This is a genomic window from Actinomadura sp. CNU-125, assembly GCF_001942465.1.
Lineage (GTDB): Bacteria > Actinomycetota > Actinomycetes > Streptosporangiales > Streptosporangiaceae > Spirillospora.
The window spans coordinates 1-11,850 of the sequence record NZ_MKJY01000156.1; the positions used below are offsets into that span (position 1 = coordinate 1).

At 73.0% G+C, this 11,850-nt stretch carries 10 protein-coding genes and 1 pseudogene; 9 read left to right on the forward strand and 2 right to left on the reverse strand.

Annotated elements, in window-relative coordinates; genetic code table 11:
- The 3 genes from BJF79_RS19380 to BJF79_RS19385 all read left to right on the forward strand — a co-directional run.
- Positions 1 to 259 (forward strand): SAV_6107 family HEPN domain-containing protein (locus BJF79_RS19380; protein WP_262402278.1); only part of this gene is annotated, 259 nt, incomplete at its 5' end.
- A 131-nt stretch (positions 260 to 390) separates the two neighbouring features.
- Positions 391 to 795 carry a CoA transferase gene (locus BJF79_RS60725; protein ID WP_262402279.1) on the forward strand — a complete coding sequence of 135 codons (405 nt, stop codon included), beginning with the start codon at positions 391 to 393 and terminating at the stop codon, positions 793 to 795.
- The gene (locus BJF79_RS19385) at positions 792 to 1,568 is read left to right on the forward strand and encodes a CoA transferase (protein WP_262402280.1); all 777 of its coding nucleotides are present in this window, start codon (positions 792 to 794) and stop codon (positions 1,566 to 1,568) included. The genes BJF79_RS60725 and BJF79_RS19385 overlap by 4 nt, the downstream gene beginning before the upstream one ends.
- A gap of 161 nt (positions 1,569 to 1,729) precedes the next feature.
- Here BJF79_RS19385 and BJF79_RS19390 read toward each other — a convergent pair whose 3' ends face one another.
- Positions 1,730 to 2,098: a VOC family protein gene (locus BJF79_RS19390; protein WP_075899330.1), complete on the reverse strand. Its 369-nt coding sequence runs from the start codon at positions 2,096 to 2,098 to the stop codon at positions 1,730 to 1,732.
- 108 nt (positions 2,099 to 2,206) lie between these two features.
- Between BJF79_RS19390 and BJF79_RS19395 the strand changes: the two genes are divergently transcribed.
- Positions 2,207 to 3,718, forward strand: coding sequence for an MFS transporter (locus tag BJF79_RS19395; protein ID WP_262402281.1), 1,512 nt, complete (start codon positions 2,207 to 2,209; stop codon positions 3,716 to 3,718).
- Here the strand turns inward: BJF79_RS19395 and BJF79_RS19400 are convergent.
- Positions 3,614 to 4,107: pseudogene (locus BJF79_RS19400) on the reverse strand (transcriptional regulator). The gene BJF79_RS19395 and the pseudogene BJF79_RS19400 overlap by 105 nt on opposite strands.
- 391 nt (positions 4,108 to 4,498) lie before the next feature.
- Here BJF79_RS19400 and pyrR point away from each other — a divergent pair.
- From pyrR to carB, 5 genes are read left to right on the forward strand one after another with little or no spacing between them, the layout of a single operon-like run.
- Positions 4,499 to 5,149: a bifunctional pyr operon transcriptional regulator/uracil phosphoribosyltransferase PyrR gene (gene pyrR / locus BJF79_RS19405; protein WP_187357019.1), complete on the forward strand. Its 651-nt coding sequence runs from the start codon at positions 4,499 to 4,501 to the stop codon at positions 5,147 to 5,149.
- Positions 5,146 to 6,087, forward strand: coding sequence for an aspartate carbamoyltransferase catalytic subunit (locus tag BJF79_RS19410; protein WP_075899334.1), 942 nt, complete (start codon positions 5,146 to 5,148; stop codon positions 6,085 to 6,087). The genes pyrR and BJF79_RS19410 overlap by 4 nt, the downstream gene beginning before the upstream one ends.
- Positions 6,084 to 7,370 carry a dihydroorotase gene (locus tag BJF79_RS19415; RefSeq protein ID WP_075899336.1) on the forward strand — a complete coding sequence of 429 codons (1,287 nt, stop codon included), beginning with the start codon at positions 6,084 to 6,086 and terminating at the stop codon, positions 7,368 to 7,370. The genes BJF79_RS19410 and BJF79_RS19415 overlap by 4 nt, the downstream gene beginning before the upstream one ends.
- Positions 7,367 to 8,482, forward strand: a complete 1,116-nt coding sequence (gene carA / locus BJF79_RS19420) for a glutamine-hydrolyzing carbamoyl-phosphate synthase small subunit (protein ID WP_075899338.1) — start codon at positions 7,367 to 7,369, stop codon at positions 8,480 to 8,482. Before BJF79_RS19415 ends, carA begins: the two co-directional genes overlap by 4 nt.
- Positions 8,482 to 11,847: a carbamoyl-phosphate synthase large subunit gene (carB, locus tag BJF79_RS19425; protein WP_075899340.1), complete on the forward strand. Its 3,366-nt coding sequence runs from the start codon at positions 8,482 to 8,484 to the stop codon at positions 11,845 to 11,847. The genes carA and carB overlap by 1 nt, the downstream gene beginning before the upstream one ends.
- The last annotated feature ends 3 nt before the right edge of the window (positions 11,848 to 11,850 follow it).

Consider the following 11,850-nt stretch of genomic DNA (forward strand, 5'->3'; position numbering starts at 1 on the left):
CGTGGAGACGCACCACCGCGGCCGCCCCCGCAGCGTGTGGGTGCTGCTGCCCGAAGCCGAGCCCGCCCTGCGCGAGTGGGCCGCCTTCTTCGCCGCCGGCGCCGACAAGCGCGCCGCCGCCGAGGCGGGCCTGCCCCGCGCCGTCACCGTCCGCGAAGCCGAGGAACTCCTGCACGACGCCGAGATCTTCGTCTCCCTCGTCGAGGACTCCCTCGGCATCGCGGGCCAGCCCGCCCTCCCGTTCACCGACGCGAACTGACCCCTCCCCAGGGGCGCGTCCCACCTCCCCGGGACCGCTCCGCGCGGGCCGGGGCGGCCCGCTCCCCTCACCGAGCACCGCCCCGGCCCCGCTCACCGCGCCGGTTCGGGGCGGGTGATAGGGATTTGCGGGTGGACGCACTATTGCCGCTCGCCGGGATGCGCATCGTCGAGATCTCCAGCTTCGTCGCCGCGCCGCTCGGCGGGATGACGCTCGCGCAGCTCGGCGCCGAGGTGATCCGGGTGGACCCGGTCGGGGGCGGGCCGGACATCGACCGGTGGCCGCTGGCGCCGTCCGGGCGGAGCCTGTACTGGGCCGGGCTCAACAAGGGGAAGCGGTCGGTGACCGCGGACCTGCGGTCCGCCGAGGGACGCGGCATCGTGGCGCGGCTCGCGGCCGAGTGCGGGACCGTGCTGACGAACGCGCCGCCGCGCGACGGGCTCGGGCCGGACGAGCTGGCGGCGCCGCGTCCCGACCTCGTGCACGTCCAGCTCCTCGGGCGCGCGACGGGGGCACCGCGGTCGACTACACGGTGAACGCGGCGTCCGGGTTCCCGGCGGTCACCGGACGGGACGGCGCGCCGGTCAACCACGCGCTGCCGGTGTGGGACGTGGTGTGCGGGCTCTACCTGGCGGCGGGGCTCCTCGCGGCGGACCGGCACCGGCTCCGGACGGGCGAGGGGAGCAGGCTCCGCGTCGCCCTCGACGACGTCGCGCTGGCGACCGCGGGCAACCTGGGGTACCTCGCGGAGGCGCAGTTCGGGACGCCGCGCGAGCGGCTCGGCAACCAGCTGTACGGCGAGTTCGGGCGCGACTTCGGCACGGCGGACGGGCGCGTGATGGTCGCCGTGGTCACCGGACGGCAGTGGCGCGACCTCGTGTCGGCGACCGGGCTCGGGGAGGTCGTCGAGGCGCTCGAACGGGCGCTGCGGGCGGACTTCGGGACCGCCGGGGACCGGTACCGGCACCGGGAGGCGATCGGCGGCGTCCTCGCCTCCTGGTTCGCGGGGCGGACGTGCGCGGAGGTCGAGGACGGCCTGCGGGGCACGTCGGTGCTGTGGTCGAGATACCGGGACTTCGGGGAGGTCGCCGCCGATATGGACGGGCGGCCCCTCGTGGGCACGGTCGACCAGCCCGGCGTCGGCCCGCACCTCGCGCCGGGTTCCCCGCTGGTGTTCGGCGGCCAGGCGCCGCCCGTCCCCGCGCCGACGCTGGGCGAGGACACCGCCGGGGTCCTGCGGGACGTCCTCGGGCTGGCCGAGGACGAGATCGACGATCTGCGCGCCCGCGGCGTCGCCGGGGAGCCCTGAGTCAGTCCCGTTCGGTTCGCGTCCCGGCCGGTGCCCCCGACCCGTCGTCTGCGCTCCGCTACGACTGTGGTCAGGTCGGCTTGCTTCTCGTGGTGTGACGCCCCCGGCACCCCGCACCGACCCGTCGTCTGCGCCCCGCGGGGTATTCGGGCGGCAGCGGGTCAGTCTTCTTGCAGGACCGAGAGGGTGTTGCCCGCCGGGTCCTTGAACCACGCGATGAGCGGGCCGTTCTCGCGCATGATCCCCTTCTCGTCCGTGCGGCCTTCGTAGTGCTCGAACGCGACGCCGCGCGCGGCGAGCCCGTCGACGGCCGTCTCGATGTCGTCCACCGGGAAGTTCAGGATGGTGAACGTCGCCGGTACGTGGTTCTCCTTCGGGTAGACGAGCGTGTCGCGGCCGCCCGCGATGTGCAGCGTGAGCATGCCGTGTTCCTCGGACACGTCGAGGCCGAGGACCTCGCCGTAGAACTTCCGTGCGGCCGGGACGTCGTCCACCGAGAACCCGCTGAACGCCTTCGTGTTCTTGAACATGCGCCGCCTCCCAGATCGTGTGCGCACCGTTACCGACCCGGCCGGAACCCGAAACTCATCGCGTGGCTTTTGTGGGCATATGAGATTGTTAGGAGGGCGAAGTAAGGGGTGACGGACGTGGCGGCGCGCGACGGGCGGGGACTGGTGCCGCTGCTGGCGTTCCTCGGCGTGGCGGCGTACTCGCTGTCGATGGCGGTCGTCACCCCCGCGCTGCCGCAGATCCAGGCGGGGCTCGGCACGACGGCGGCGGGGGCGGCGTGGGCGCTGACGGCGATGACGCTGTCGGCGGCCGTGGCGACGCCGGTGGTCGGACGGCTCGGCGACCTGTACGGGCCGCGGCGGGTGCTGCTGGCGGTGCTCGCGGCGGCGACGGCCGGGATGGTCGTGGCCGCGTCGGCGGGGAACCTGCCGGTCATGCTGGCCGGACGGGTGCTGAGCGGCGTCGGCGCGGGCGTGTTCCCGCTCGCGTACACGATCATCCGCGACGTGGTGCCCGCCGAGCGGACGGCGTCCGCGGTGGGGCTGATGTCGTCGATGCTGGGGCTCGGCGGCGCCCTGTCGTGGTGCATGGCGGGCCCGATCATCGACCTGCTCGGCTGGCGCTGGCTGCTGTGGGTGCCGGTGCTCGGGCTGGTGCCGGGGCTGCTCGCGGCGTGGTGGATCGTGCCGCGTTCGCCGTCCCGGAAGGGCGCCAGGGTCGACTGGTGGGGCGCGGTGCTGTTCGCGGGCTGGCTCGTGGCGGGGCTGGCGGCGCTCACCCAGGGGACGTTCTGGGGCTGGACGTCGCCGGGCGTGCTGGGGCTGCTCGCGGCGTCGGCGGTGACGGCCGTCGTCTGGCTGCGGGTCGAGACGCGCGTGCGCGAGCCCCTCGTGGACCCGCGCGTCATGCGGCTGCGGGGCGTGTGGACGGCCAACGCGGCGTCGCTGCTGTCGGGGTACGCGCTGATGGCGGGCGGGCTGCTGTTCCCGCTGCTGGTCCAGCTTCCGGAGGCCACCGGGTACGGCTTCGGGGGCACCGCGACGCAGGCGGCGGTGCTGCAGTTGCCCGCGAGCATCGGGATGACCGTCGCGGGCGCGGTGGCGGGCGCGCTGGACCGGCGGATCGGGTCGCGGGCGGTGCTGTTCGGCGGGGCGGCGCTGACGGGCGCGGGCTACGCGTTCGTCACGGTCGCGCATTCGGAGCTGTGGCACCTGTACGTGGGCGGCATCGCGCGCGGTGTGGGGCTCGGCCTCGCCTACGCGGCGGTGGCGACGCTGGTCGTGCTGGCCGTCCCGGCGGGGGAGACGGGCGCCGCGACGGGCGTCAACACCCTGATCCGGACGGTCGGGGCGTCGCTGGGCACGCAGGTCAGCGCGGTGATCGTGGCGGGGGTGCCGGGGGACCGCGGGTTCACCGCCGGGTTCGCGCTGAGCGCGGCGGCGATGGCCGCCGTGCTGCCGCTGGCGCTGCTGGCCGCACGCGGACGGGGGCCCGGCCGGAGCCGGGCCCCCGTCACGACGGGCGGAGCGGACGCGTCAGAACGACTCGACGGCGCGGCGCGCCTCCGGGTCGAGGACGCCCCAGGAGATGAGCTCCTCGGTCAGCTCCGTCGGGGACTTGTCGTAGATGACCGCGAGTGATCGCAGGTCTTCCTGGCGGATCGACAGGACCTTTCCGTTGTAGTCGCCCCGCTGGCTCTGAATCGTCGCGGCGTAACGGGCGAGAGGACCGGCCTTGTCCTTCGGAAGCTGCTGCAGACGCTCGAGGTCGATCACGAGCTTCGGTGTAGGCCCGAGCGGGCTCGGCGCGGCTCCGCCGGGCAGCAACTCGGAAACCGGCACGCCATAGAAATCGGCGAGCTCGGCCAGCTTCTGAACGGTGACGGCGCGGTCGCCCCGCTCGTACGAACCCACGACGACGGCCTTCCAGCGGCCTCGGGACTTCTCTTCCACGCCGTGCAGGGACAGGCCCTGCTGGGTGCGGATGGCGCGCAGCGCGCGCCGAGAGCCTTTGCGTATTCAGACGGCATTCTTGGCCCCCCAGGCTCACTTTCGTCGTCGTTCGGTTCCCGGCCGGAGCCGGGAACCGACAGAATCCCGAAGCCAATTGGCCCCAAGACCCCGTCTCCAAGGATGGTTACGGACAGTGACGGTAAAACGGAGAGGGCCCCAGGTCAAGCCGATTGGAAAAAAGCGGTCGAATCCGCAGGTCTCGATCCGGACCGCCCGCGGGCCGCCGAGCCCCGCGGGGAAGGCGCCGCGGCGCCCGTCCGGCCCGTCCGACCGGCCGAGTGTGACCCCTCTCACCAGCGATGATACGGGCCCGCCCGGGGTCGGGGCAGCTCCGGCCGACTGCTAACGTGTGGGGGACAAGACGTCCTTTAAGGCCCGTCCAGTGAGGCGGGAAAGGAGGTTTCCGAGGTGAATGCTGCCTCCAGGCCCCCGCGGCCTGTGGGGTCGCGCGCCGCGGAGGGTGACCCCCGGCCCAAGGCCGTTCTGGAGGGTCCCGACATCCGCCGCGCGCTGACCCGAATCACGCACGAGATCCTCGAACGCACCAAGGGCGGGCACGACGTCCTGCTGCTGGGCATCCAGACGCGCGGGGTGACGCTGGCCGAACGGCTGGCGGGCCTGCTGCGCGAGGTGGAGGGCCGTCCGGTGCCGTGGGGCTCGCTCGACGTGACCATGTACCGGGACGACCTGCGGATGCGTCCCGCGCGCGCCCTCGGCCGCACCGAACTGCCCTCCGACGGCATCGACGACCGCGTCGTGGTCCTGGTCGACGACGTCCTGTTCTCCGGACGGACGGTCCGCGCGGCCCTCGACGCCCTGAACGACCTCGGCCGGCCGCGCGCCGTGCAGCTCGCCGTCCTGGTCGACCGCGGCCATCGCGAGCTGCCGATCCGCGCCGACTACGTGGGCAAGAACTTGCCGACGTCGATGCGCGAGACCGTCAAGGTGCTGCTGGAGGAGAACGACGGCCGCGACGCCGTGCTGCTCGGCCCGGTGCCCGAGCCGGTGGGCTCCCCGGTGTCCGCCCCGACCACCGCACCGGCGGGAGGTGCCGAGTGAAACGCCATCTGATCTCCGCCGCCGATCTGACCCGCGACGACGCGCTGCTGGTCCTCGACACCGCCGAGGAGCTGGCGCAGATCGCGGGCCGCTCCATCAAGAAGCTGCCGACGCTGCGCGGCCGCACCGTCGTCAACCTGTTCTTCGAGGACTCCACCCGCACCCGGATCTCGTTCGAGGCGGCCGCGAAGCGGCTGTCGGCGGACGTCATCAACTTCTCCGCGAAGGGGTCCAGCGTGTCCAAGGGCGAGAGCCTGAAGGACACCGCGCTGACGCTGGAGGCGATGGGCGCCGACGGCGTCGTCGTCCGGCACGGCGCGTCCGGCGCCCCGCACCGGCTCGCGGGCTGGGTGCAGGGCAGCGTCGTCAACGCCGGGGACGGCACCCACGAGCACCCGACGCAGGCGCTGCTGGACGCGTTCACGATGCGCCGCCGCCTCGGCGACCTCGACGGCCGCAAGATCACGATCGTCGGCGACGTGCTGCACAGCCGGGTGGCGCGTTCCAACGTGCTGCTGCTGGACACGCTCGGCGCCGACGTGACCGTGGTCGCGCCGCCGACGCTGCTGCCGGTCGCGATCGGCACGTGGCCGTGCCGGGTGTCCTACGACCTGGACGACGTCCTGCCGAAGAGCGACGTGGTCATGATGCTGCGCGTCCAGCAGGAGCGGATGAACGCCGCGTACTTCCCGACCGTCCGCGAGTACAGCCGCCGCTACGGCCTGGACGCCGAGCGGATGGCGCAGCTGCCCGACCACGCGATCGTCATGCACCCCGGCCCGATGAACCGCGGCGTCGAGATCGCCGCCGAGGTCGCCGACTCCGTCCGCTCCACCATCGTCGAGCAGGTCGCCAACGGCGTCAGCGCCCGGATGGCCGTGCTCTACCTGCTGCTCGGAGGCTCCGAGCCCGCCATCGGCCAGGAGGTCTCCCAGTGACGGAAACTCTCATCAGGGGCGCCCGGATCCTCGGCGGCGAGCCCGCCGACGTCCTCGTCCGCGACGGCGTCATCGCCGCGATCGGCACCGGCCTGGACGCGCCGGGCGCGCAGGTCGTCGACGCCGCCGGGCTGATCGCGCTGCCCGGCCTGGTCGACCTGCACACGCACCTGCGCGAGCCCGGACGCGAGGACGCCGAGACCGTCGAGTCCGGCACGAAGGCCGCCGCGATGGGCGGGTTCACCGCCGTGCACGCGATGGCCAACACCGACCCGGTCGCCGACACCGCGGGCGTCGTCGAGCAGGTGTGGCGGCTCGGCCGCGAGGCCGGATACTGCGACGTGCAGCCGGTCGGCGCCGTCACCCGCGGCATCGCGGGCGAGCAGCTCGCCGAACTCGGCGCGATGGCCGACTCGGCCGCGTCCGTCCGGGTGTTCTCCGACGACGGGCACTGCGTGTCCGACGCCGTCATCATGCGGCGCGCGCTGGAGTACGTGAAGGCGTTCGACGGCGTCGTCGCGCAGCACGCGCAGGAGCCGCGGCTCACCGAGGGCGCGCAGATGAACGAGGGCGAGATGTCGGCCGCGCTCGGGCTGGCGGGCTGGCCCGCGGTCGCCGAGGAGGCGATCATCGCCCGGGACGTCCTGCTCGCCCAGCACGTCGGGTCGCGGCTGCACGTCTGCCACGTCTCGACCGCCGGGTCCGTGGAGATCCTGCGGTGGGCCAAGAGCAAGGGCTGCCCGGTGACCGCCGAGGTCACCCCCCACCACCTGCTGCTGAACGACGCGCGCGCCGAGTCCTACGACCCGATCTTCAAGGTGAACCCGCCGCTGCGCACCGCCGCGGACGTCGCCGCGCTGCGCGCCGCGCTCGCCGACGGGACGATCGACTGCGTCGCCACCGACCACGCCCCGCACCCGGTCGAGGCCAAGGAGACCGAGTGGGCGGTCGCCGCGATGGGCATGATCGGGCTGGAGACCGCGCTGCCGGTCGTCCAGGAGGCCATGGTCGACACCGGGCTGCTCGACTGGGCCGGGGTCGCCGACCGCATGTCGTACCGGCCCGCCCGCATCGGCCGCCTGTCCGGGCAGGGACGTCCGCTCGAGACGGGGTCGCCCGCCAACATCACGCTGTACGACCCGTCGCCGCGCCGCGCGGTGGACCCGTCCGCCATGACGTCCAAGAGCCGCAACACCCCGTTCACCGGGCTGGAGCTGCCGGGACGCGTCGTGGCGACGTTCCTTCGCGGCGAGCCGACCGTCCTGGAAGGGAAGCTTCAATGAACCCTGCTCTGCTCGTTCTGGAAGACGGCAGGGTGTTCCGCGGGGCCGCGTACGGGGCCGAGGGCGAGACCTTCGGCGAGATGGTCTTCAACACCGGGATGACCGGCTACCAGGAGACCCTCACCGACCCGTCGTACGCGCGGCAGATCGTGGCCATGACGTCCCCCCACATCGGCAACACGGGCGTGAACGACGAGGACCCCGAGTCCCGCCGCATCCAGGTCGCCGGGTACGTCGTGCGCGAGCCCGCGCGCGTCGCGTCCAACTGGCGCGCCACCGGCTCGCTCGGGTCCGCGCTGCGCGACCAGGGCGTGGTCGGCATCGCGATCCCCGGGACGCGGGCGCTGACCCGCCACCTGCGCGACCGCGGCGCCATGCGCGCCGGGATCTTCAGCGGCGCCGCCGCCGGGGCGGGGGAGGACGCGCTGCTGGAGCGCGTCCGCGGGAGCGCCCCGATGGAGGGCGCCGACCTGGCCCGCGACGTGTCGACGGACGAGCCGTACGTCGTCCCGGCGATCGGCGCGAAGCGCTTCACCGTCGCCGCCGTCGACCTCGGCATCAAGTCGATGACGCCGCAGCGGATGGCCGAGCGGGGCTGCGAGGTGCACGTCCTGCCCGCGACCGCCACGGCCGCCGACATCCTCGCCCTGAACCCCGACGGCGTGTTCTTCTCGAACGGCCCCGGCGACCCGTCCGCCGCCGGTTACGCGGTGGACGCGCTGCGGGGCGTCCTCGACGCGGGCAGGCCGTTCTTCGGCATCTGCTTCGGCAACCAGATCTTCGGCCGCGCGCTCGGCCTCGGGACGTACAAGCTGCGGTTCGGCCACCGGGGCATCAACCAGCCCGTGCAGGACCGCACGACCGGCAAGGTCGACGTGTCGGCCCACAACCACGGGTTCGCCGTGGACGCACCGGCCGACGGCCCGTTCGACACCCCGTACGGGCGCGCCGAAGTCACCCACGTGAACCTGAACGACGGCTGCGTCGAGGGCCTGCGGCTGCTCGACCGTCCCGCGTTCAGCGTCCAGTACCACCCGGAGGCCGCGGCGGGCCCGCACGACGCGTCCGGCCTGTTCGACCGTTTCTGCGAGATGATGGAGGGGTCGAGATAATGCCGCGCCGCGAAGACCTCAAGTCGGTTCTGGTCATCGGCTCCGGGCCGATCGTCATCGGCCAGGCCTGCGAGTTCGACTACTCGGGCACCCAGGCGTGCCGCGTGCTGCGGGCCGAGGGCCTGCGCGTCACGCTGGTCAACAGCAACCCCGCGACGATCATGACGGACCCCGAGTTCGCCGACGCCACCTACGTCGAGCCGATCACCCCCGAGGTCGTCGAGAAGATCATCGCCAAGGAGCGGCCGGACGCGCTGCTGCCGACCCTCGGCGGCCAGACGGCCCTCAACACCGCCATCGCGCTCTACGAGAGCGGCGCCCTCGAACGGTACGGCGTCGAGCTGATCGGCGCCGACGTCGACGCGATCCAGGCGGGCGAGAACCGGGAGCGGTTCAAGGAGGTCGTCGCCAAGGTCGCCCGCGAGCAGGGCCTGAACGCCGAGTCGGCCCGCTCGATCATCTGCCACACGATGGACGAGTGCGTCGCCGCCGCCGGCGAGCTCGGCTACCCGCTCGTCGTCCGGCCGTCGTTCACGATGGGCGGCGCCGGGTCCGGGTTCGCCCACGACGAGACCGACCTGCGCCGCATCGCCGGGACCGGCCTCGACGCGTCCCCGACCAGCGAGGTGCTCCTGGAGGAGTCGATCCTCGGCTGGAAGGAGTACGAGCTGGAGGTCATGCGCGACCGCGCCGACAACGTGGTCATCGTGTGCTCCATCGAGAACCTCGACCCGATGGGCGTGCACACCGGCGACTCGATCACCGTCGCGCCCGCGATGACGCTGACCGACCGCGAGTACCAGAACATGCGGGACGTCGCGATCGCGGTGATCCGCGAGGTCGGCGTCGACACCGGCGGCTGCAACATCCAGTTCGCGGTGCAGCCGGGCACCGGCCGGATGATCGTCATCGAGATGAACCCGCGGGTGTCGCGGTCGTCGGCGCTGGCGTCCAAGGCCACCGGCTTCCCGATCGCCAAGATCGCCGCGAAGCTCGCGATCGGCTACACCCTGGACGAGATCCCGAACGACATCACCAAGGAGACGCCCGCGTCGTTCGAGCCCACGCTCGACTACGTCGTGGTGAAGGTCCCCCGGTTCGCGTTCGAGAAGTTCCCCGGCGCCGACGGCACCCTCACCACCCACATGAAGTCGGTGGGCGAGGCCATGGCGATCGGCCGCTGCTTCACCGAGGCCCTGCAGAAGGCGCTGCGGTCGCTGGAGCAGAAGGGCTCGTCGTTCGGCTGGGCCGGCAAGGACGACGCGTCGCAGATCGACGCGCGCGCGCTGGTCGAGTCCGCGTCCCGTCCGCACGAAGGGCGCCTCCGTGACGTCCAGCGCGCGCTCTGGGCCGGGGCCACCCTCCAGGACGTGTACGAGGCGACCAACATCGACCCCTGGTTCCTCGACCAGATCGCGGCGATCAACACCGTCGCCGAGGAGATCCGCACCGCCGACGACGCGCTCACCCGCGAGAAGCTCCTGGCCGCCAAGCGGCACGGCTTCTCCGACGCCCAGATCGGCGAACTGCGCGGCCTGTCGGAGGAAGTCGTCCGCGAGGTCCGGCACGCCCTCGGCATCCGTCCCGTCTACCTGACGGTCGACACGTGCGCCGCCGAGTTCGAGGCGCAGACCCCGTACATGTACTCGTCCTACGACGAGGAGACCGAGGTCCCCGGCGGGACGAAGCCGAAGGTGCTGATCCTCGGCAGCGGGCCCAACCGCATCGGGCAGGGCGTCGAGTTCGACTACTCGTGCGTCCACGCGTCCTTCACGCTGGCCGAGGCGGGCTACGAGACCGTCATGGTCAACTGCAACCCCGAGACGGTCTCCACCGACTACGACACCTCCGGGCGGCTGTACTTCGAGCCGCTCACGCTGGAGGACGTCCTCGAAGTCGTCCACGCCGAGCAGCAGACGGGCGAGGTCGCGGGCGTGATCGTCCAGCTCGGCGGGCAGACCCCGCTCGGCCTCGCGCAGAAGCTCAAGAACGCGGGCGTCCCGATCGTCGGCACGTCCCCCGAGAGCATCCACCTCGCCGAGGAGCGCGGCGCGTTCGGGCGCGTCCTGCACCGCGCCGGGCTGCTCGCGCCCAAGCACGGCACCGCCACCTCCTACGCCGAGGCCCGCGAGATCGCCGCCGAGATCGGCTACCCGGTCCTCGTGCGGCCGTCGTACGTGCTCGGCGGGCGCGGCATGGAGATCGTCTACGACGACGTCACGCTGGAGTCGTACATGGCGCGCGCCACGGAGGCGAGCCCCGAGCACCCGGTGCTGGTCGACCGGTTCCTGGACGAGGCCATCGAGATCGACGTCGACGCCCTGTTCGACGGCGAGGACCTCTACCTCGGCGGCGTCATGGAGCACATCGAGGAGGCCGGGATCCACTCCGGCGACTCCGCGTGCGCGCTCCCCCCGATCACCCTCGGGCACGACGACATCCGCCGCATCCGCGAGGCCACCGAGGCGCTCGCGCGCGGCGTCGGGGTGCGCGGGCTGATGAACGTCCAGTACGCGCTCGCCGCGGGCGTCCTGTACGTCCTGGAGGCGAACCCGCGCGCGTCCCGGACCGTCCCGTTCGTGTCCAAGGCGACCGCCGTGCCGCTCGCCAAGGCCGCCGCCCGCGTCATGCTGGGCGCGACGGTCGCGGAGCTGCGCGCCGAGGGCATGCTGCCCGCGGTCGGCGATGGCGGGAACCTGCCGCTGGACGCGCCGATCGCGGTCAAGGAGGCCGTGCTGCCGTTCGACCGGTTCCGCAACGAGCTCGGGCAGGGCGTCGACACCGTCCTCGGCCCGGAGATGCGGTCGACGGGCGAGGTCATGGGCATCGACGAGGTGTTCGGCACCGCGTTCGCCAAGTCGCAGCAGGCCGCCTACGGGTCGCTGCCGACCAAGGGCCGCGCGTTCGTCTCCGTCGCGAACCGGGACAAGCGGCACATGGTGTTCCCCGTGAAGCGCCTCGCTGACCTGGGCTTTGAGATTCTTGCCACGGAGGGGACCGCCGAGGTCCTGCACCGCAACGGCGTCCGTGCCAAGATCGTGCGCAAGCACAGCGAAGGGCCCGGCCCGGACGGCGAGCCCACGATCGTGCGGCGCGTCCTCGACGGCGAGGTGGACCTCATCGTCAATACTCCCTTCGGCGGCCCCGGCCAGTCCGGGCCGCGGCTCGACGGGTACGAGATCCGTACCGCGGCCGTGCTGCGCGGCGTACCGTGCGTCACGACCGTGCAGGGCCTCGCCGCCGCCGTCCAGGGCATCGAGGCCGTCGCGGCCGGGCAGATCGGCGTCCGCTCCCTCCAGGAGCACGCCGAGCGGCTCAGCGGCGCGCACGGCCGCACCGGCACGGACGGCCCGGGCACGGGCTGACGC